17 protein-coding genes are annotated in these 22,379 nt (G+C 42.7%); 4 read left to right on the top strand and 13 right to left on the bottom strand.

Features of this window, described 5'->3' with window-relative positions:
- Positions 1-42: 42 nt before the first annotated feature.
- The 5 genes from HFD85_RS20565 to HFD85_RS20545 all read right to left on the bottom strand — a co-directional run bounded on the left by HFD85_RS20565 (position 43) and on the right by HFD85_RS20545 (position 5,495).
- Positions 43-699: a hypothetical protein gene (locus HFD85_RS20565; RefSeq protein WP_167614091.1), complete on the bottom strand. Its 657-nt coding sequence runs from the start codon at positions 697-699 to the stop codon at positions 43-45.
- Positions 700-1,220: 521 nt separating this feature from the next.
- Complete coding sequence (locus HFD85_RS20560) at positions 1,221-2,063, bottom strand: SDR family oxidoreductase (protein ID WP_167614089.1); 843 nt, start codon at positions 2,061-2,063, stop codon at positions 1,221-1,223.
- Positions 2,064-2,658: 595 nt separating this feature from the next.
- Positions 2,659-3,165: a lamin tail domain-containing protein gene (locus HFD85_RS20555; RefSeq protein WP_167614087.1), complete on the bottom strand. Its 507-nt coding sequence runs from the start codon at positions 3,163-3,165 to the stop codon at positions 2,659-2,661.
- A gap of 187 nt (positions 3,166-3,352) precedes the next feature.
- Positions 3,353-4,351: a glycoside hydrolase family 43 protein gene (locus tag HFD85_RS20550; protein ID WP_167614085.1), complete on the bottom strand. Its 999-nt coding sequence runs from the start codon at positions 4,349-4,351 to the stop codon at positions 3,353-3,355.
- A gap of 136 nt (positions 4,352-4,487) precedes the next feature.
- Positions 4,488-5,495 (bottom strand): fatty acid desaturase, encoded by a 1,008-nt coding sequence (locus HFD85_RS20545; protein WP_167614083.1) that lies wholly within the window; start codon positions 5,493-5,495, stop codon positions 4,488-4,490.
- Between the two features lie 377 nt (positions 5,496-5,872).
- Here HFD85_RS20545 and HFD85_RS20540 point away from each other — a divergent pair, with 377 nt between their 5' ends.
- Positions 5,873-6,646: a class I SAM-dependent methyltransferase gene (locus HFD85_RS20540; protein ID WP_167614081.1), complete on the top strand. Its 774-nt coding sequence runs from the start codon at positions 5,873-5,875 to the stop codon at positions 6,644-6,646.
- A gap of 88 nt (positions 6,647-6,734) precedes the next feature.
- Here HFD85_RS20540 and HFD85_RS20535 read toward each other — a convergent pair whose 3' ends face one another.
- The 4 genes from HFD85_RS20535 to HFD85_RS20520 form a co-directional block, all read right to left on the bottom strand.
- A complete protein-coding gene (locus HFD85_RS20535) occupies positions 6,735-7,448 on the bottom strand; it encodes a hypothetical protein (RefSeq protein WP_167614079.1) in 714 nt (237 codons plus the stop codon).
- A gap of 145 nt (positions 7,449-7,593) precedes the next feature.
- Positions 7,594-8,754, bottom strand: coding sequence for an acyltransferase family protein (locus HFD85_RS20530; protein WP_167614077.1), 1,161 nt, complete (start codon positions 8,752-8,754; stop codon positions 7,594-7,596).
- A gap of 43 nt (positions 8,755-8,797) precedes the next feature.
- On the bottom strand, positions 8,798-11,176 hold the full coding sequence (locus HFD85_RS20525; protein ID WP_167614075.1) for a S9 family peptidase: 2,379 nt from the start codon (positions 11,174-11,176) through the stop codon (positions 8,798-8,800).
- A 252-nt stretch (positions 11,177-11,428) separates the two neighbouring features.
- Positions 11,429-12,253, bottom strand: a complete 825-nt coding sequence (locus HFD85_RS20520; RefSeq protein ID WP_167614073.1) for an aldo/keto reductase — start codon at positions 12,251-12,253, stop codon at positions 11,429-11,431.
- A 207-nt stretch (positions 12,254-12,460) separates the two neighbouring features.
- On the opposite strand from HFD85_RS20520, the gene HFD85_RS20515 reads away from it, so the two are divergent.
- A complete protein-coding gene (locus tag HFD85_RS20515; RefSeq protein WP_167614071.1) occupies positions 12,461-13,711 on the top strand; it encodes an aspartate kinase in 1,251 nt (416 codons plus the stop codon).
- Positions 13,712-13,804: 93 nt separating this feature from the next.
- Positions 13,805-15,118, top strand: a complete 1,314-nt coding sequence (locus tag HFD85_RS20510; protein WP_167614069.1) for an efflux RND transporter periplasmic adaptor subunit — start codon at positions 13,805-13,807, stop codon at positions 15,116-15,118.
- Positions 15,119-15,232: 114 nt separating this feature from the next.
- Here the strand turns inward: HFD85_RS20510 and HFD85_RS20505 are convergent, their stop codons facing one another.
- Positions 15,233-16,345 carry a carboxypeptidase-like regulatory domain-containing protein gene (locus HFD85_RS20505; protein ID WP_167614067.1) on the bottom strand — a complete coding sequence of 371 codons (1,113 nt, stop codon included), beginning with the start codon at positions 16,343-16,345 and terminating at the stop codon, positions 15,233-15,235.
- Positions 16,346-16,503: 158 nt separating this feature from the next.
- On the opposite strand from HFD85_RS20505, the gene HFD85_RS20500 reads away from it, so the two are divergent.
- Positions 16,504-17,160 carry a hypothetical protein gene (locus tag HFD85_RS20500; protein WP_167614065.1) on the top strand — a complete coding sequence of 219 codons (657 nt, stop codon included), beginning with the start codon at positions 16,504-16,506 and terminating at the stop codon, positions 17,158-17,160.
- A 93-nt stretch (positions 17,161-17,253) separates the two neighbouring features.
- Here the strand turns inward: HFD85_RS20500 and HFD85_RS20495 are convergent, their stop codons facing one another.
- From HFD85_RS20495 to HFD85_RS20485, 3 genes are all read right to left on the bottom strand, one after another.
- Positions 17,254-17,991: a redoxin domain-containing protein gene (locus HFD85_RS20495; protein ID WP_167614063.1), complete on the bottom strand. Its 738-nt coding sequence runs from the start codon at positions 17,989-17,991 to the stop codon at positions 17,254-17,256.
- A gap of 307 nt (positions 17,992-18,298) precedes the next feature.
- The gene (locus tag HFD85_RS20490; protein ID WP_167614061.1) at positions 18,299-19,042 is read right to left on the bottom strand and encodes a carboxypeptidase-like regulatory domain-containing protein; all 744 of its coding nucleotides are present in this window, start codon (positions 19,040-19,042) and stop codon (positions 18,299-18,301) included.
- 153 nt (positions 19,043-19,195) lie between these two features.
- The gene (locus HFD85_RS20485; protein WP_240925089.1) at positions 19,196-21,832 is read right to left on the bottom strand and encodes a valine--tRNA ligase; all 2,637 of its coding nucleotides are present in this window, start codon (positions 21,830-21,832) and stop codon (positions 19,196-19,198) included.
- Between the last annotated feature and the right edge of the window lie 547 nt (positions 21,833-22,379).

Raw genomic sequence — 22,379 nt, 5'->3', positions numbered from 1 at the left:
TCCGCAAAACCGAATGGAGACATTGTGTGAGGAAAGTGGAAATTATCGTGGTTTTTGTGCTTCCGGTGCCTTTACTTTTTGCAGGTAAAAACTAATTGAAAGCAGCGCATAAAATGCAACATTGACAGCTATAAACAGGTACCCCGATTTTTTGAGAAACTCAACATCTTTAACTAAAAGCACATTAAACACTAAATGAAAAAATATGCTACTCGCGAAATAAAGCAGTACAGCTGAGTTGATCCAAATAACAGGTTCGTTTCTTAGCTTGTCTATTTTGCCTTCTACCATGATTCTGTAAAAAGTAAGAATGGACAACACGATCATTAGGATACTTTCAATTGCCCGTGTTGTTGGATATTCATTTAAACCCTGAATAAAAATTATATTCACAATGCAGTAAATTTCAAATACAGTTACTACCAGCCAGTATAAATTTTTATTTACGAATGGTTTCATCAAATACCAGAAAAACAAGGCCCAGAAAAAGAATTCAAACATTACATAAAAGTGGGTTTTCCAGATAGTTGTTCCTTTAAAGAGATGGATGATTATTTGAGCAGAAAATTCAGATATAACGGCCATGGATACAAAAGCAAAAACAACTTTTAAGGCCTTGTTGAGGTATTTGTAAAACAGAACTCCAAAGAATAATGCTTGAGAAACTGCAACAAGGGTGAGAATTTGGTGAAAACGCATTTTGGCTATTAATTGATCTCAAAATTAGATCAGCCAAAATACAAAAAGAATTTGAATGCGTTTTGTTCAGTTGAACTGATGGTAGCGCAACCTAAAGCTGAGAAAATTAAAGAAGTATTCGCGGATGTTTTTTATTAGGATCGGCAAACGTTTTTATGCTTTGTAAATCACTACCGATTTAACAAGCAGGTCGTGAATGGCCTGGCCTTTTTTATTGCCCGAAACGGTTAACAGCGAAATTGGGTGGTCATTCCCCTTTGATTCCCCCTCTACTGGAGCGACGAGGAAAAACTATTCCCTCATGCGATGTCCTCATTCTGTATGGAATTATCCTGCTGCGCTACAGAATGATAGAGATTCTCTAACGAATTGCTATACTGCTAAAGAGAATCCCTATCATTCTATGTGGAATTATCTATTTTCGAATGAGAATCATAGGAATTCTCTATGGAATTACTTTGCTGCTAATGAGAATCTCTATGATTCCAAGGAGAATGGTCTTTCTGCACTCCGGAATTAGATTAAAGAACAGCTGCAATGGAATCAGCTAAAGGCGTTGTTGGCCTTCCGATCAGTTTTGAGAGCTGTTTTGATTCGTCGAACAAATCGCCTTTTGATGCAGATACATCCCAACTTGCAATGGCATCGGCAAAAAACTCGGGTAAGCCAAAGCTTTTTAAGATCGACGCATATTCCGATTCCGGTAGGTTGTTATAGGGGATATCCTTCCCGGTTTGTTTCGAGATTTCGGCAGCGAGGTCGCTCAAGGTGTACGCATTTTCGCCGGCCAGTTCGTAAACCTGTCCTTTGTTGCTTTCATCGGTAATAGCTGCCGCAGCGGCTTCTGCAAAATCGGCGCGAGCGGCTGATGAAATCTTACCATCCCCGGCGCTTCCAATAAATGCTCCGGCTGCCAAAGCTCCTTTAATCGAACCAGTATAGTTTTCGGTGTACCAGCCATTACGCAAAATGGTATTATCGATGCCCGATGCTTTAAGTGTTTGTTCGGTGGCCAGGTGCTCTCCAGCCAAATTCAGCGAAGTAGTATCGGCGTGAAGCAGACTGGTATAAACGATCCAGTTAACACCTGCCTGTTTTGCTGCCTCAATAACATTGCCGTGTTGGCGCGCACGCTGCCCAACTTCGCTGCTTGAAATCAGCACTAAACGATCGATACCTGAAAGGGACGCAGTTAAAACGTCGGGTTTTTCGTAATCAAATGCCCGGACTTCCACTCCCAGTCCTTCAGCTTTTTCAGGTGTGCGCACAAGGGCTACAATATGTTCACTTCCGGTTTTTGCTTTTAGCTGTTCAACAACAAGACGACCTAGCTGCCCTGTTGCTCCTGTTACTCCTATTTTCATTTACTTTAATATTTTAATGTTTCTACAAATTATTCCCATTTCGTTCCACAATCCTATAGTGACCATGCTAATTTAAACGCCTTCACGGTCGGCTCGATGAACTTGCAGTCACCAATAGGCATTGCTTTGTGCTATGTACCATACATAACACCCATCACCGCTGAATGGTTTCCTAATTCAATTTGTATGGGATGCTCTTTTTACGGGTGTGGGGGCACAAAGCAATTTCCGGATTTCGCAGGTCAATCCCCTTGGGGCACAAAGCAAGCACGCGTTTTCGAAAGTTAATCCCACGGGGGCACAAGCTAATCCCCTGTTTTCGGGAGGTAGTCCACATTGAGCGTATAGCAAGACCCTGTTTTCTCAACATCATCCCCGTGGGGCAAATAATGATCCCTCAAGGTCGAATAGCAATCCCTCAGGGGCACAAGGCAAAAATACGGGAGATTGACTTTCCCTGATTCATATTAAAACATCCAAAGGAGGGGAATTCATAAGAAGTGAACATTTCGATCCGGCAAACACTTCGCTGTAAATCGCAGCGAGTTTGCCAGGTATTTGGAGTAGTTACCAGAGATATTTGCTGCCGTTCGACTTATTCATTCGATCGGTTAAAAGTTGGTGCCGACCATGCGAAATCACCCGAACCATTGGGTTTACGCGCCCACGATTGTTCAACAACAGTTACCGGATATTCTGCCAGGTCAATTACATTCAGCTCAGGATCGAGAAAAACCACATTCTCGCCATCGGCTGACAATCTGTAGTTTGTATGTAATCCGGCCTGAAGTGTATCGCCATCGCACCAAACAATCAGGTAACCGAGTTTGCCAATAACGGTTCCTTCCGGGAACTTCCATTTTCCGGGCTCTTTTTTACTGTCGGAAAGATAATATCCTGAAATATCCTGGTCGATTTCTGAAGGATTGTACAGCTCAATCCAGTCGTCGTACTCTCCATCCTGATCAGAACCATTTTGCGAATTTTTTGGCAGCAGTTCGTTAATCACTACAGCGGGAATCTCCACTTCATCATCATTCTTGTTACATGAGCTTAATCCCAAAACAAGGGAAAAAAACAGGACGGGTACTATATATTTCATTTGAATATTCTTGGTAAAAATGGTTAGTTGTTAAAACGATTAAAGCCGATTAAAAATATTTTTAGCTGCGAAAAATACAAATAAATGTTGAAAGGATTTAAAAATACGGAAAAATCAAAGTACGACAGGCAATTTCAACAATTGAAGCACGATATTACGGTGCAAAACTAATGAAAGTGGCAGCGAGCTAATCACCTATGGTTTGCATAAAATCGGGGAATCCGTTTGCTGTCCATCGCACCACCCTGGCACGTGTTGCCCGGTTGGGATCGGATAATTCGTGTCCGCGTATTTCCTTGTAATCGCGTGCGTGGTAAATCATGATTACTGTTTCACCATCTTCGGCAGTTGTAAACGAATTGTGCCCGGGTCCGTATCTTTTTACCTCTTCGTTGGTAAAGAAAACCGGCCCCGGCGATTTATTCCAGCTTGAGGCTTCCAGCAGATCAGCATCTTCATCGATCCACAACAAACCCATACAATAGTTATGGTTGGTGGCGCTGGCCGAATAGCTCACAAAAATCTTTCCGTTTCTTTTTATAACTGCGGGTCCTTCGTTCACATGGTATTTTACCCGTTCCCACGCGAACTGTGGTTCGGTGATCACAATTTCAGGTCCGGTCAGTGTTGTCGGGTCTTTCATTTCCGACAGTACCAGGGCAGTATTGTCGCCTTCCCGCACATTTTGTGCCCAGATCAGGTAGCGTTTACCCTTGTGTTCGAAGGTAGTGGCATCGAGCGAAAAGCTCTCTCTTTTTGTTTTTATCTGTCCTTCTTCTTTCCATTCGCCCTCTGTCGGGTCGTTTGACGAATTAGACAAGGCCCACATCCTGATCTTCCAGATGTCTTCGGCTTCACCGGCAGCAAAATAGATGTACCATTTCCCGTCGATCCGGTGTAATTCGGGTGCCCAAATGTGGTGCCCCATAACGCCTGTTTCGTGTTTGTGCCACACCTCTTTTTCTTCGGCGTTTTTTAATCCGTTTATGCTGTTGGCTTTCCTGATCACAATCCGGTCGTATTCAGGAACAGTGGCAATCAGGTAATAGGTACCATCATCGGTTTTGGTTACCCATGGATCAGCACGTTTGTTTGCAATGGGATTATTGTACTGAAAGGTTTGGGAAAAGCTGTTTTGGTATAGCATAATAACTGCTATCAGGACTAAAAATATTCTGATTTTCATGATCTGTCATTTATAAATCTGTTCGCCCAAAATAGGTATTTTTTTGAGAAAATAGAATCTGAACAAATGTAGAAACCAGAATTAGTATCTCAGTTCATAGGAATTTATTATGCCTTTCCAAACAACAATGCCGGGGTTAAATTTCCTGAAATCCTATTAATTTTTGAAGTTTTTCGTCCCATAAACGAAGACGCAGGGTTCTGAGGCTTGAAATAAACGTGACGGGAGTAACTTCTTTGAAAATTTGATTCTCGGCATAACACTTTGGTAAATTGTAGTTAGGTATGCGTGCATTGATATGATGGATATGATGAAATCCAATGTTGCCCGAAAACCACTGAAGTAGCCTCGGAAATTTTACAAACGAACTTCCTTCCAAAGCCAGTTTTATGAAATTCCAGTCTTTATCTCTTACCCAGGTAACATTCTCGTACTGATGTTGCAGGTAAAACAACCATAATCCGACTATCGCGGCCAGGTATAAAATCAACAGCTGAAGAACCAGGTAAGTGAGAAATCCAATTGACAAACCCATGCCAACAAAGATGAGGAGCAAGGTAATGTTGGTTAAATACACATTGTTTTTCTGCTTCCTGGTCATCCATTCGCCAGTCAGCCTGTTTTGAATTAGGAATACGTAAAGCGATCCAATGCCAAACATCGTAATAGGGTGTCTGTACAGTCTGTAATACAGCCGTTTCTTTTTCGAACTGGCAAGGTACTCTTCCTTTGTCATCGTCCATACATCTCCGGCACCGCGCTTATCGAGATTCCCAACTGTAGCATGGTGTTTCATATGAGAACTGTGCCATTTGTCGTAAGGTGTGAATGCCAAAATTCCAAAAACCATTCCGGTGTACCTGTTGGCTTTTTGCGATTTAAAAAACGAGCCATGACCACAATCATGGAAAATAATAAACAGACGTACCAGCAATCCGGCAGCTATTATTAAAAGGAAAACAGTGAGTACAAGCGAAACCGATAAACTATAAACAAGCAGGATCCAAATGCCAATATACGGAACAAACGTGTTAACAATTTGCCATATACTTTTTAAACGATCCGGATGTTGGTAACGGGCCGATTTTCTTATAAAATCTTCCCATTGGTTGGGTGATGTTGCTTGTGTTTTTTTTGTATCCATTTCTTAATTCTCCAACAGGTGTCATACCGGTTTAAACGAAAATTCAATTTGATAGGTTCTGCAATTTTCCCCGAAAGAGATAAGCCGGGACATATTGTTTGGTGTCTGTTAAAAAGAGGTGGGTACTATTTATCAAAGGATTAGAATGATTTCGTGAGAATGACCTATATTTGAGGTACTAAAATTTTTGGATGTTTAAAGTTAAGAAGGATTTGGTGAAGTAAGCAGCCTTTGACGTTTTGTCTCTGGTTGTCCATTTGATGAACTCAGGCATATTCGTGCCCGGGTTATTTTTACAACTATAGGTTACCTTTAATTTATGGCCGGAAAACTTGTAATGTTTGAATCCGGTCGGAATACTTTTAATTATAAACATCATGGAAAAAGAAAATAAATCCATTCACGAATTCGATTTTAGTCTAATCGCAGAATATTTCTCGAACCTTCAACGTCAGGGGCCCGGAAGCCCTGAGGTGACCATTAAGGCCCTAAGTTTTATTGAAGGACTTAGTACCGATTCGCGCATTGCCGATCTTGGTTGCGGAAGCGGAGGTCAGACTATGGTACTGGCGCAATACACCCCTGGAAAAATTGCCGGCATCGATCTGTTTCCTCTTTTTATCGATCAGTTTAACAAGCAGGCAGAGCAGTTAAAAATTCAGGACCGGGTACAAGGGATTAGCGGATCAATGGATGATCTTCCCTTTCAGCCTGAAGAACTGGATTTGATCTGGTCGGAAGGAGCGATCTACAACATTGGTTTTGAAAGGGGATTAAGCTATTGGCGTAATTTTCTGAAAAAGGGAGGTTATGTTGCAGTTTCTGAAGCATCGTGGTTTACTACCGAACGACCCGCAGAAATAGAAACTTTCTGGCAGGATGCCTACCCCGGAATTGATACGATTCCAAATAAAGTAGCGCAACTGCAAAAGGCAGGATATGTTCCTATCGCAAGTTTTGTTCTTCCGGAAAACTGTTGGATCGAGCATTTTTATACCCCGCAGGCAGAGGCACAGGAGGTTTTTCTGAAAAAGTATGCAGCTAACAAAAACGCAGCAGATTTTATTGCCAACCAAAGGCACGAGGAGCAGTTGTACATGAAGTATAAGGCGTATTACGGGTATGTATTTTACATAGGGAAGAAACTTTAGGCAGAAATAATGGGGGATGTGAAATCATTCCCCGGTTTCTTTTTTAAGGGAGAGCGCATTCCTTTTTTGTAACGAATCAGTTAGTTTATCATTCGGGAAACTCATGAATGCGCACAAATTTGCGCGAAACGGAGTCTTCAGAATTTAGCAAGGTTAAAGTGATAACATTTTCCTCGAAATCGATTTGCCAGAAGTCCCTGTTCAGGTTATCTCCATAAGGAATCAGTTCCACTTCCGGTTTGTGGCCGTGAACATTGTAAACACCGTTGATCCTTCCTTTTTCGGATTGAATAACAAAGCGTTTGTCCCAGCGGAAGAGGATATAAGCCGTTAATGGGGATTTGCCGGCTGGGGCAAAATAGTTGCAGTTGCCTGTGGCTTTCTCCAGTTGCCATAAACCAAGGATTTTATCACCAAAGGTTTGCGGAAGTTCGTCTGAACGCTTCAGTGTTACAATCACTTTTTCACCCTCTTCGCTACGGTTCCAGGTCATTACATCCTTTTCCATGCTAATGGTGAATGGTCCGCTGGGATCAATCAACCCGTTTGTGTTGTCCACTGTTAATTCCTGCGTATTGTCGTCGATGCTCCAAGTTCCCACCGAATGCTGGAACCAGCCGTTACCTGACTGTTGAGTGCCATCAGCATTAAAACGCATCCAGCGTGCGTTTGGGGTCATTTCCTGCCCGCCTGCTGTAACCTGCTGCACCACCCATAGGCCTTCGATTGGGGATTTTTCAATACAGCCTGGCAATGTTGCCGCCACCATCAGAACAATTACAAAAAATACAGTTTTATTCATCGTCAGGATTTTATTGAATAAAACACGGCGGAAACTGAAATGTTGCAGATGTTCAGGTTTAAAAGGAGAACCGTTCTTTCTTCGTTTGCGGAGAGAAAGAACGGTTCTTCAAAAAGCTCGAAGCTCAAGGCTCACTGCTCACTGCTCATTTTTCCGGGGTTTTACCTGAACTTCTGCCATTGTCCATTCTTTTGTACATCATTTTTGAAGTATGCAGTATTTTGTTGCCGAGGGTAGCAATTGGGTGCTCGTAGAGTTGATACAGCAGGTAAGAGCCCGTAAAAGTGACCAAAAGAAATAACAAATATTTGAATGTTGCATGATTTGCAAGCAGATTGGGGTAATGCTTGTCAATCAGCTGGATGAACAAGAGATTCAACAAATACATACTGTAAGATAAAAAGCTGATCACGGTAATAAAACGTCCCACAACAGACCGGCTGTCTTTTAATCTGTCTATTAGCGGAAATAAAAGTGCGATAAATATGGGAGAGAGGCTCAGGTAAATGATATTGTAATAAATAGATTCGGTGTTTTTTGGAATTGACGACATGATCAGGAAAATAACAATTCCGCTGATAAAGGCAGGTAGTGCAAATTTTTTCCAACTTTCGGCATAGAAGAACCGAACCCAGGCAGCGAGTACTCCAAAGAAAATTGAATCGATTCTGGACAGTGCAACTTTCCTGAAATTTACGTCCCACCAAAAAGTGTCGTAAACTGTTCCGGAAATATTAATCCGGTAAATAATTGCAATTGTAATAAAGAAGCCCGAAATGATTACTATGCTTTGTTTGAGTCGGTTGTTGCGGGTGAAAAACAAAAGCAAAAGTGGGAATAAGAGGTAAAACCACTCCTGTGTGGCCAGGCTCCAGGATTCCCAGAAAAAATCGTAAAAAGGATACCACAAATTTTGTGTGAAGGTTGCGAAAAGCCAGGGACTGAATTTAGCCACTGAACCATTCAGTATTTCACTTTTCACCAGAAAATAATTGACAGCCAGCAAAAGGTAGTAATTGGGCAGAATTCGAAGTGCTGATCTTTCCCAGAAGTTCATGGCTTTGCCAAATTTTAATTGCCCGTTGGTTTTAGCAGCGCCCGATATGAAACTGTAGCCTATCAGGAATCCGCTCAGAACAAAAAAAATGTCGACACCGCGTGGGAGGGGGACCCATGGAAAACCTTCAAGCATCGTTCCAGTGAGCAGGTGTTTTCCGTGGCCGTGAATCACACAAAAAATAGCAAATGCCCTAAGAAGGTCAAAGCCGTATATTCGTTTTTCATAGTCTATCTTGATCCCCAACATTGGCTGCATCGGTTTGATATTACACAACAAAGTGTGTTTCCGGTTATTTCAGATTATCCTCAAACAGTTTAAATATACGTTTGTATTCATCGGTCCAACTGCTGGGCTCAACAAAACCGTGTCGCTCGACCGGGTAAACGGCCAGTTCCCAGTTTTCCTTGCCCAATTCGATGAGGCGCTGAGTAAGCCTGATAATGTCCTGAAACTGTACATTGTCGTCCACCATGCCATGGCACATTAGCAGTGCACCTTGCAGTCCGTCGGCAAAATTAATGGGCGAACTTTGTGCATAGGCAATGCTGTCTTCCACCGGAGTATTCAGGATGTTGGAGGTGTATCCGTGGTTGTAATGCGCCCAGTCGGTTACCGATCGCAGTCCGGCTCCGGCAGTGAATACATCCGGTTCGTTAAACATGGCCATCAGCGTAATAAATCCGCCATAAGAACCACCGTAAAGACCGATTCTACCGGGCGAAACATCGTATTTGTCCACCAGCATTTTGGCGCCATCCACCTGGTCCGAAAGATCGAGGCCACCCATATGGCGGTAGATTCCGGTTCGCCAGTCGCGACCATAACCCGCACTTCCGCGGTAGTCGATGTCGAGCACCGTGTAGCCGTTATCGGCCAGAATATTATGGAACTGGTACTCGTGGTAATAGTCGCTCCACCACTTGTGGGCATTTTGCAGATAACCGGCACCGTGTACAAAAATCACGGCCGGGCCTTGTTTCTCCGGCGATTCGGGTCGGTATAAACGTGCATACACTTCGGCGCCGTCAGCAGCTTTAAAAGTGATGTACTCCGGCATTCGCCAGGGGTAAGCATTAAATTCTTTTGTGGTGGAGTGGGTGAGTTGTTCGGCTGCTGCTCCGGCTTTGTTGGCTTGAAGGTAGAGTTCCCACGGCTTATTCCCTGTTGAATGGCGAATAGCCAAATATTTTTCGTCGGGCGAAAGTGTTACTTCGTTACCGCCTTCCATCGAGGTGATTTGTGTAAGTTCGCCACCCCACACCGGCATTTGGTAAAAATGCGTTACACCTGGGTGTACCTTGTTGGCCGTGAAGTAGAAGTATTTTTTATCCCTGGAAATGGAAGCGCTAGAAACCTCAAATTTACCACTGGTGAGCTGCGTCTTCTTTTTACTGTGAATATCTACGGCATATAAATGCGAGTAGCCACTTGCTTCGGAGTGGAACCATACAGATTTACCGTCGGGCATCCAACCCATGGTGCCTCCCGAGAAACTCCAGCCACCGATTCCCGGGCCACCGATCCAGGCTTCGTCGCGCTGGCGGTCGAGCAGTTCAAGGTTGCCGGTTGCCGGATCCAATAACATGATCCAGCGGTCTTTATTGTCGATGGACAACACCGTGAGCACAGCCAGGTCTTCTTTTTCGTTCCACAAAATTCCGGTGATATTAACCGCGCGGTCTTTCATCTCCGTGCTGTCTTTTGGCATCCTTTCGGGGTAATCACTCAGGTAGTCGGGCAGGTCTTTCAAACCCGGTATCTGCGATTTATCGATGCTGATGGTTTTGTTATTCTTCACATCGAAAATGCCCATTTCGGTACTGCCTTCCTCAGCACCAACTTTGGCGCGAGCGTTTTGATCTTCGGTGTACCCCGATTCAGTTACAAAATGTGTAACCGAAGTGTTCTTGCTGTTTCCACGATCCATAATCATATAACTCACAAAATTTCCACTCGGGCTCATTGAAATCCGGCTAACACGGTTTTTCCCGGTGTTGATCTCCAACAGCTTTTCAGTTTCTTCGGCTTTACGCTGGTTTTCGCGGGCCTTGTTTTTGGCGTCGCGTTCATTTAGTACTACGAAAAGATCTTTTTGTTGCTGCTCCAGCCACTTGTCCTGTTCGCTTTTACGTGGCTCGGGACGTTTGTTCTCCGTGGTGAAATTGGTGATCTGGCTGATCATCCCACTTGCAATGTCTATGGTGAACAGGTTGCTTTCCATGGTAAAAGCAATCTTCGAATCATTCATTACAAACTCCGGCGACGACACCCGTTCAAGCCAACTTGTGAGTTGCTTTTCAGTATCTTTTTTCAGGTCTTTCAAAATAATGTTACCACCGCGGACAAACACTTTTTTGCTACCGTCGCTGCTTACATCGGAGACGCGTCCCGGGAATTGTTGCTTTTCTTCCAGCGATACTTTTTCGATTTTTTTGGTAGTTAGCGAATAAGCATACAACGACGAAAGTGTATCCTGATCCGGATTCCAATCGAAATAAATTTTATTGCCCGAATCGCTCCACCGGATATCGGAAGGAGAGGTGCCGATCCACGTTGCTTCGTCCTGCATAATTTGTGCAATGCTGAGCGAACTCCGGTTGTTTTTTTCAATTTGGGCAAAAGCCGTAACAACAAAGGCGGTTAACAGAATAGTGAGCAGTTTTTTCATGAAGAGATATTTTGTTGATTTTAGATATTTAAGATGTTTTTTTAAAATAAAACTTTAGCGAGCTACCACCTCCCCCCTGACTTTATGGTCAGGGGTACTCCTCCTGGCAAGGAGGAGAATCGTTCTTTTTCCAATATACAATATTGAAACAAATTGAATGATTTCAGCAAGAACTTTTCCTCTTCTATCCGAGGAGGGGTGCGGCTTTAGCCTCGGGGTGGTGGTATTGTGAAAATTAATTTTGTTGAACATTTAGAAACTTATATAATCCGGGTGCCCGCCAATGCGGCCGTTTTTGTCGAGGCTGTCGATTTTGGCCATGTCTTCCGGCGAAAGTTCAAAGTCGAAAATATCGGCATTCGCAATAATTCGCTCCGGCGTTACCGATTTCGGGATAGTTACCACACCTTTCTGGATGTCCCAGCGCAGGGTGATCTGAACCGGTGTTTTACCGTATTTCGCAGCCAGCTCCTGAAGTATTGGGATGTCGTTCACTCTTCCTTTCATAATCGGCGACCAGGCTTCGAGTTGAATACCTTTATTCTGACAGAACTCCAGCAGGTCGGGCTGAATCAGTTCAGGATGAAACTCCACCTGGTTAACTACCGGCATAACTTTACAATGGGGCAGGAAATCTTCGAGGTGGTGCACCAAAAAGTTGCTGATGCCAATGGCTTTTGCCTGTCCCTTGGCATAGATTTCTTCCAGCGCTTTCCAGGTTTCCACCGAACGGTCGCCTTTGGGCCAATGGATGAGGTACAGATCGAGGTAGTCGGTTTGCAGTTTTTCCAGGCTTTCTTCAAAAGCTGCCATAGTGGTGGTATAGCCCTGATCGGTGTTCCACACTTTCGAGGTCAGAAAAATATCTTCGCGTGCGACTCCACTTTCAAGAATGGCGGTTCCAACGCCGCGTTCGTTCTGGTATATGGCTGCGGTATCAATACTTTTGTAGCCATTTTCCAGTGCTGTTTTTACTGCGGTAATTACTTCTTCTCCGTCTTTCGACTGAAAAACACCCAAGCCGAGCCAGGGCATTTTTACGCCGTTATTCAGTATTGCTGTCGATGTAATGTCCATAATTAATTTTTTTTTTGAGGCTGTCTAAATTAGCCATTTTTAGCGAGTATCAATGCTATAGGCAGCAGCAATTTATTTATGTTAATATACATATTCCGGATTGTTGGACTATTCATTTCATTTGAATAAAAAGTTGCATGTCAGAACTAAAAAAAACTAGTTTTGTATTTCGGTTAAAAACTCAAAACAATAGAAGCAACTCAGAAAATGAAGGTTTACAAATTTGGGGGTGCATCGGTAAAAAATGCATCGGCGGTAAAAAACGTTTACGAGATTATCAAAAGTGAGTCGGGGCCACTGGCAGTGGTTATTTCAGCCATGGGCGAAAGTACTAACCTGTTGGAATTGCTGGTAAGGTCTTTTTCGGATAATGACGATAAGAAGTGGGAGATATTCAATGCTTTTCGCGGATATCACCAGGAAATTATTAGCGATTTGTTTGGCGAACAGGGAATGCCGCAAGGTGTTTATCAGCTGTTTACCGACCTGGAACATAAACTACGTACCCGTCCATCGTACGACTACAATTTTGAATACGACCAGATTATCTGTTTTGGTGAGCTGATTTCCACTAGAATTGTAAGCGATTATCTGAATGCAGCCGGTCACGCCAATGTTTGGGTCGATATTCGCAACAGCCTGAAAACCGACGATACTTTCCGCGATGCGAAGGTTGACTGGGAATGGACCGATGAACTGATAAAGGAAGAATTTAATTTCTCGGATACCAATTTGTACATCACTCAGGGATTTATGGGATCGACTACTGCTAACCTGACAACTACACTGGGGCGTGAAGGTTCTGATTTTACTGCGGCTATTATTGGTAGTATTCTGGAAGCCGAAAGTGTTTCGATCTGGAAAGATGTCCCGGGGATTTTAAGTGCCGATCCGAAGAAAATGAAAGACACAGTAAAAATTGGTGAACTTTCGTACAAAGAAGCGGTGGAAATGACACATTCCGGAGCGAAAGTCATTCACCCGAAAACCATGCAACCACTGCACAATAAAGGCATTCCGCTGTTGGTGAAATCCTTTGTTTTGCCGCAGGATCCGGGAACAGTAATTCATAAAATAGATCATAAAATTGAATTGCCACCGATTTTTATCCTTAAGGAAAACCAGGTACTGATCACACTTTCTGCCAAGGATTTCTCGATTATTTCGATCAACGATATCGACCGGGTGGTGAATTTCCTGTTAGGTAGACTGATAAAAGTGACGCTGATGCAACAGTCGGCCATCGACCTCAACATTGTAGCCGATGCTTGGGACGAAGACCTGGAAGAAGTTTTCGGTGAACTTTCAGAACATTACAAAATACGTTACAACACCGGTTTAACACTGGTCACTATCAGGCATTATACCGAGGAGGTGCTCGACTGGATGGTAAAAGAAAAGGATATTTACCTGGAACAACACAGCCGACTCACTGCAAGGATGCTAATAAAAGAATAAGTTGGAGGTCTAAAATGATTTAAACTTATGCTAAACGGTTTTTTCTTGTAATTTTAAGGGTTGAAAACTGACCTATAAAAAAACTACTTCAATATGAAGCAAAAGAAAATCCTGCCTTATGCAATCGCTCTCGTTGTAATTGTAATTATTGTATTGGTTATCGGTAAAAAGAAGGGCTGGTTTGGCAATGACTTTACCATAAATGTGGCCACTGAAAAAGTGGAAAGCAAAACCATTACGGAATTCATTACAGCCAATGGAAAAATTCAACCCGAAACTGAGGTAAAAATCAGCCCCGACGTGGCAGGCGAGATCGTAGAATTGTACGTGGAAGAAGGCGATCAGGTGGAAAAAGGAAAGTTGCTTTGCATCATCAAGCCTGAAATTTATGTTTCGGCAGTTAACCGGGCAGAGGCTGCACTTAATTCATCCAAGGCAAGACTGGCACAGGCACAGGCACAAATGATCGAACGCGAACTTTCGTACAAACGTTCGAAAGAATTATACGATAAAGGAACCATTCCGGTGGCCGAATTCGAAACTGCTGAAGCGGCCTATAAAGTGGCTGAATCGGAAGTAATGGCTGCCCAGTATTCGGTACGCAGTGCTGAAGCTTCGTTGTCGGAGGCAGAAGAGCAACTCACCAAGACCAAAATTTATGCACCTATTTCGGGTACCATTTCAGCGCTTGAGGTTGAAAAAGGTGAGCGCGTGGTTGGAACCAGCATGATGGTTGGAACCGATATGATGACTGTAGCTGACCTGGAACGCATGGAAGTACAGGTGGAGGTGAATGAGAACGACATTGTGAAAGTAATGAAAAGCGATACCGCGCTTGTTGAAGTTGATGCTTACCTGGGGCGCCAGTTTAAAGGAATTGTAACCGAAATTGCCAACTCGGCAAGTATCTCCGGTACCACTGCCGACCAGGTTACCAATTTCGATGTAAAGGTATTGTTGCTGAAAGATTCGTATAAAGATCTGATTGATCCGGCCAACGGAAACCTTTATCCTTTCCGGCCGGGAATGTCGGCAACGGTAGATATTCTCACAGAAACCCGCGAAGGTGTTATTTCGGTGCCAATTGCTGCTGTTACAACACGTATTAAAAAAGAAGACGGTGGAACAGAAGAGGTGAAAGAGGAAGGCGAAAACGCATCGGATAATGAGGAAGCTACCGAACGCGACGAAAAGCAGGAAGTGGTGTTTTTAATTAATGGCGACCGGGTAAAAAAGGTAGAAGTTGAAACCGGTATTCAGGATAATACAAGCATTGAAATTCTGAAAGGTATAAAAGAAGGCGACGAAATTGTTACGGCACCTTACAATGCCATTAACCGGACTTTAAAGGACAGTATGCTGGTGAAGGTTGTTAAAGAAGAAGACCTGTTCAAAGCAGAAAAGTAAACCTAACAATTCAATTTATATAATTGTTAAAACGGGAACAGCTAATGGTTGTTTCCGTTTTTTGTTTTCAATGCTGGTGCTTTCAGATTAATAATGGCTTTTTAAAAACTGATTTTATTTACCCGGAAAATAATCGCGCGAAGTGAGTGTCGTTAAGCCATTGGCATGGGCGCGGTTTACCTGCAATACCGTTTGCTCACTGTAAGTGTCATTTTTGTAAGCATAATCTTTTGATAGTGTGATTTTGTTAAGGAGCAGATCCTTGTAATCCACAGTGAACTCGTACGATACATCTTTCAGAAAATCGGTATTGCCGACTGCGATGGCCAGCGAGCGGTCCTGACGGTTGTTTTTTGGCGACGTTACTTTAGCGCTAATGTTCCTGACAGCATAATTTTCTTTCGAAATGGTAATGGTTCCTTCAAATGCAGTGGCATAAAAATCGCCCGATCCTTCCAGGGTGGGAAGCACCTGTTTGTAGGCGATCACCCAGTATTCTTTACCGTTGATGTTTGGCTGGTCCTTCAAGCTCAGCGAGTAATCGCGCAATAAAGCCGGATTCAGAATTTCGGAAGCCGACCGTACCCAGTCGAAAGCGAGCAACTCATCCAGTTTCAACATATTCGAAGTAAAAGAATAGTCGTCGCCAGCTTTGCTCACCCTGTATTTTCGCGAGCGGTAAGCATCCAGAACCGATGGTTGCGAGTAGCCTGTTTTATCGTAGATCAGCACATCGGCGTTTGTGGTGTAACTCGAGTCGTTTTTAGTGGTTTCGCGGGTGTAACTGCAATGCAGGTTAAATGGCCCGGCTCCGTTGTTGTAGCGGATGTTTTCAGACGCCATTCTCAAAATACGGATCAGCACCAGGTTTTGCGCCTCGATGTCAACCCGGTCAACATCGTACGATTGCGGTTGCAATTTAATAATTGTGTTCTCTGTGGTAAACAATTGTTTTACCGGAAACTGACGATTCTTAAAACCTACTGCCGAAAAGAAAATGTTCTTATCCGACAGCTCTTCCGGAATTTTCAATTCGAAATTACCTTCTTCGTTACTGGCGGTACCGTAAAACGTACCTTCGAGCCCGATGTTAGTGTATGAGATCGGTTCGTTGGTGTCGGCATTTACTACCTTTCCTTTTATGGTATGAACCACTTTGCTGCCATTTTGTGCAAAAGAAGCCAAAGAGGTAATTAAGATGAGGGTAATTATTGTAACTGTCTTCATTCGTTTTCTATTTTTTACTTGCCTGTCCAAATTTTTCAGAGAAATTGGCCTGTTCTATTTTTAAATAAAAATAACAAATTAATACCAGACCTGTTTATATGAACGTTTTAATCAGGGAATATTATTGTATATCTTTGTTAAAATCAAAACAGACAATTATGAATAAAAAATATCTGATCATTTTTATTGGTTTTTTAGTGCTTGGGATGTCTTCGTGTGTTTCTAAAAAGAAATACCTCGAAATGGAAGCCGGTCGTTTAAAGGCAGAGGAACTATCACGGAAACTGGATGGAGAGAATCGTGATAAAGCAGCTCGAATTGAAGCTTTGATTGCCGATTTCGAGTCGATGAAAAATGAATTGATGGAAAGTAATGCCATGAAGGAGCAGCACATCGATTCGTTAAAAACAGAATTGAACCAGCTTTTTGCCGATCTGAATAAAAAGGAACGTTCGCTGGAAGAAACAAGTTTCACGCTCGATTTCGAAAAACAGCGGTTGACCAATGCGCTTGAAGCGAAAGATCAGAATATCATTAAACTTCAGGCTGAAAATGAGAGTCTGGAAGAACAACTCAGCGAAAAAGATAGTGAAATTGAAGAGCGAAACTTTGAGATTTCGAAGTTAAATGACCAGGCAAAGTTGCTTGAAGGACAAATAAAATCAGGTCAGAGTGCACTTGAAAAGCAGCAAGGCGAACTTGATAAAGCAAAAGCTGAAACTTCGAAGTTGATGGAAGACCTGAAACAAAAGGAAGCCGAGATTGCCAAGTTACAAAACCAGGTAAATCTGCTCAAAAAAGAAATTGGAAGTTAAGGTTAGTGAAATCACATAAAGAAAAAGTCCTGATAATCTCAGGACTTTTTTGTTGGTGGGAGACCAACGCTTCTGCTGTTTCTATGAAAAAAATTATTTGTTATCTTCTTCACCTACCCTTTTAAACCATACACGATTTCCAACTTTATAGTAAGCCTGAAGTTCGTCAGGACTTACTTCGGATTCAGCTTTATCAAACGGATAGTAAGGAATAATCACATCATCTCCTTTTTCCCAATTTGCCGGGGTGTAAACCAGAGCTTCTTCCGTAGTCTGAAGTGCTTCAACAAGTCGAATAATCTCGTTCATGTTACGACCAACTTGTAAAGGGTAAAAATTAATCGATCGTACTATGTTATCTCCGTCAATTACAAATACACCTCTTATGTCGCGATTTGTACTGGTTGGCCTGTGAAGCATACCGTACTTTTTCGAGGCGTTTAAATCGGTGTCGGCAAATAGCGGAAAATCAATTTTTTTCTTTCCATGGTTTTTGTAGTCCAAATCTTCCAGGTATTCCACCCATAGTTTATGTGTTTCTACATCGTCGGTAGAAACAATTGCGATTTGTACTCCTAATTTTTTAAACTTGGGTTGTAACTCTGCAAGCTCAAGAAGTTCGGAAGAACATACCGGGGTAAAATCGGCGGGATGACTAAACAAAACTTTCCATTGATCACCAAAATCGTTTGGGAAAGTAATTTTCCCGTTAGTAGATTTAGCTGTGAAGCTGGGGGCTTTAGATCCAATTAAAGGAATCTGATCACTCTGCCCCCATGTGCCGGAGGCAATAAAAATTACGGCCACTAAGGCTAACATTAATCGTTTCATGACTTTTCTGTTTAAATTGTTTAAATGCAGAAAGAAGTTAAGACGATTTGAGTTCAAATAACATGCTGTAAAACATTTATAGATTGAACAAAAATTGCTACTCGCTTACAATTGAGAAGCAAATAGTTGAATATGATAACGAATTGAAAGAATTAGTGTGGCAATATAACTAAAATAGTAAAATATTGAATTTTGAGTATAACTATTAAACCAAATGGATGAAATAAAATAACACTAAAAAGTATTTATTTAATAAATTTTATGGTTTTATTTTCGACTTTTGTCCGAATTAGTTTGGAATTCGTAATTAGTTTAACCCGTAATCGAGTTTAAATAATTTTCCATACTCAACAATCGACGATCGAACCTGGTATTCGTTGGCGGTGTAAGGAAGCACATCGTGGGCATTGAACCAAACCATAAAAGTATCGGCGTACGCTTCGTTCAATCCGGTAAGTTTCATCACCATTTCCTTGTTGTAGTTTTTCGAATGCATTTCCCAGTTCTTCATGATGGCCATGTCCCTGCGGACTTCCCGTTTGCGCTTTTCGCGTTTACTGAAATAGTATTGCATATACGATGCCGGGTTAAAAAAGGCAGCCAGAACCGGTGGCTTTTCATTAAAGGCATCGCCGCGCAATTCCGGATCGATGGCTGTTGGTTCGCCGTGCTCGAAATAATCGAGTTGTTTGGCTTCTCCTTCAACCGTAACCTCGCCAACGTTGTAAAGTATGGGTTCCATGTAAAAGGTTAGCATTTCGAAACCGGTATAATATGACGGAATTTTCAGAACGGTCTTTTTGTAACCTACAGAAGTTACTTCCAGACTGTCGATATTCAGCATTTCGAGTGTAAAATAGCCGTCGTTGTTGGTAATTGTTCCACTGTGTGTGCGGTGAAGGATGATGTTGGCATACGGAATTGCTGAGCTATCGGCAGCGCTTAAGATTTTAGCTTTCAGCTCAATCAGCATAGGGTCCACCGAAGTGTCCTGGGCTTTAACTCCGGATAAAATAAACAGGAAAATCAGTATGGTCAGTATATTTCGCATGTCAACATTTTCGAAACATTTACAAAACTATGCAAAAGATTGATTTAGTTGAAGAAATAACAAATTTTAACCGGCTTTTAACAGATATTAAGGGGGTGAAAGAAATTGATGAAGAAATTGAACGGGTGACTCAAAGTCACCCGTTCAATAAAATTATCTCATTGAAGCGATGCGTTCTTCCAAAACTTTAATTTTGGCTTCGGCGTCGGCCTGTTTGGCTTTTTCGTTGGCCACCACAGCTTCCGGCGCATTGTTCACAAAACGCTCGTTACTTAGCTTTTTCATCACCGAATTCAGGAACCCTTTTGTGTAGTTCAACTCTTCTTCGAGTTTCTTCAGTTCTTCCTCTGCATCAACAAAACCTTCAAGCGGAATGTAGAAGTTGGTTGATTTTACAAGGAAAGAAGCAGCACCTTTCGCTTCTTCTGTTACCGTATTTAAGGCTGAAAGATTTCCGAGCTTCACCAAAATGCTGTTGTATTTCGGATCGAATCCTTTGTCGCCCTGTTGTACCGAAAGTTCGATGGTATCTTTAAAAGCAATGTTCTTTTCTTTTCTGATCTTGCGAATTCCCGAAACGGCTTCTTTCACATCCTCGAAAGCAGCTAGCAAGGCTGCATCAAAATCAAAAGCTTCGGGCATTTGATTGATCATGATACTTTCGCCTTCGTTTCGTTCTTCCAGCAATTGCCAGATCTCTTCGGTAATAAACGGCATAAACGGATGCATCAGTCGCAGCATCTGGTCGAACAACTCAAGCACCTCGGCATAAGTTTTAGCATCGATAGCTTGCTGATAAGGTGGTTTTACCATTTCGAGCAACCAGCCCGAGAATTCATCGCGAACACTGGTATAAACCGTCATCAGCGCTTCCGAAATACGGAAACTGTCGAACTGGCTGTTCAGTGTTTTAACCACTTCGCCCAGTTTGTTTTTGAACCATTCGATGGCCAGTTTTGAGTGTTCCGGCTGTTCAATTTCTGCTGAAATTTCCCAGTTTTTCACCAGTCGGAAAGCGTTCCATATTTTTGTCGAGAAGCCGGCTCCCTGTTGTGGCAGGCTTTCGTCGAACAGCAAGTCGCCACCGGCAGGCGAGCACAACAACATACCCACGCGCACACCGTCGGCACCGTATTTGGCGATCAGGTCGAGCGGATCGGGTGAGTTACCCAGCGATTTCGACATTTTGCGGCGTTGTGCATCGCGCACCATTCCTGTAAAATACACGTTCTTGAACGGGAAATCGTCGCGGTATTCGTAACCGGCGATGATCATTCGTGCTACCCAGAAGAAAATAATATCGGGTGCTGTTACCAGGTCGGAACTTGGATAGTAGTAATTTACTTCTTCATTATTAGGCTCGCGGATGCCGTCGAAAACCGAAATCGGCCACAACCAGCTTGAGAACCAGGTGTCCAAAGCATCTTCATCCTGAGTCAGATCGGCAGCTGTCAAGGCAGCATTTCCCGACTTTTCCTTGGCCAGTTCCAAGGCCTGTTCAGCTGTTTCGGCACAAACGAATGTTCCGTCGGGCAGGTAGTACACCGGAATCTGGTGTCCCCACCACAACTGTCGGCTGATACACCAGTCCTTGATGTTGCCCATCCAGTGTTTGTAAATATTTTTGAATTTCGGCGGGTGGAACTGAATGGTATCGTTCATCACGTTTTCGAGTGCCGGTTTCACCAACTCCTCCATTTTCAGAAACCACTGTGCCGAAAGTTTTGGCTCAATCACCACGTCAGTACGTTCCGAGAACCCAACTTTGTTGGTGTAGTCTTCAACTTTTGCCAGGTTGCCCGCTTTTTCCAGTTCAGGAACTATTTTTTTTCTAACCTCGAATCGGTCTTCACCGATAAATAATTCGGCTTTTTCACTCAACGTTCCGTCGTCGTTAAAAATATCAATCGATGGCAGGTTGTGTTTCATTCCGATTTCGTAGTCATTGATGTCGTGCGCCGGTGTAATTTTCAAACAACCGGTACCAAATTCCATGTCAACATATTCATCTTCAATGATTGGGATGGAACGATTCAAAAGCGGCACAAGCACCCGCTTCCCTTTCAGGTGAGTAAAACGCTCGTCAGCCGGATTCACACATACTGCGGTATCACCAAGGATGGTTTCAGGACGCGTAGTGGCGATGGTTACAACGCCATCTTCGCCTTCAATTTTATAGTTGAGGTAATACAGTTTTCCCTGCATTTCCTTGTAGTTCACTTCTTCATCGGACAGTGCTGTTTTGGCAGCCGGGTCCCAGTTTACCATGCGCACACCGCGGTAGATCATTCCTTTGTTAAACAGGTCGACGAAAACCTTGATCACCGATTCGCTGCGGGCTTCATCCATTGTAAATGCGGTGCGGTCCCAGTCGCAGGATGCACCCAGCTTTTTCAGCTGCTCGAGAATGATTCCGCCGTGTTTATCGGTCCATTCCCAGGCATGTTTCAGAAATTCCTCGCGCGACAGGTCATATTTGTCAATTCCTTCAGCATTCAGTTTGTTTACCACTTTGGCTTCGGTAGCAATTGATGCGTGGTCGGTACCCGGAACCCAGCAGGCATTTTTCCCGGTCATGCGTGCACGACGCACCAGAATATCCTGGATGGTATTATTGAGCATGTGCCCCATGTGTAAAACGCCGGTAACATTTGGTGGCGGAATTACAATCGTGTAAGGCTCGCGCTCGTCGGGTGTTGAATGGAAATATTTATTGTCCATCCAGTATTTGTACCACTTATCTTCAACCTCTGCCGGGTTGTATTTGCTCGGAATTTCCAATTTGCTCATCTTGAAATATCTACCTAAAATTTTGAGGTGCAAAAGTAATATTAAATGTTCAGAGTTCAACGTTTAGCGTTCACAGTTTACACTATGGTAAATACAGAAGAAGAAAATATCCCTAATTCAAATTATTTAAAACACTAACATGATTTAAAAAAGTTTATTTTTGAAGGAGAACAAAAACATTGCCTTATGTACTTATTCCTTCGCGTAATGATCATTGCGGTAATTCTGCTACTGTTGTATTTTATTATTAAGGGAATTTTCAGTCAGAAAAGAAATAAGTAAACATTACTTGTCCACGGTTATTCTGTTTGATAGAATCTTCTCCTTCGAAAAAAAATAAATATTTTTTTAGTAGCTCAATTTTCTTCTCTATCCCTTTATTTTCAATTATCAGACTTTATTTCTTGTTCAAGAAAACGGGTTAAAATGATGATCTGAAACAAAATACTATTTTATCTTAATTATATATTTCATAACTTGTTTAACAATAAACAAAGTTTAAAGGAAAGGAATACCATTAAATCAAATTGTACCCTGTTTCTTCCCC

The organism is Maribellus sediminis (assembly GCF_011799805.1).
Taxonomy (GTDB): domain Bacteria; phylum Bacteroidota; class Bacteroidia; order Bacteroidales; family Prolixibacteraceae; genus Draconibacterium; species Draconibacterium sediminis_A.
This window is presented reverse-complemented; position numbering and strand designations above follow the sequence as displayed.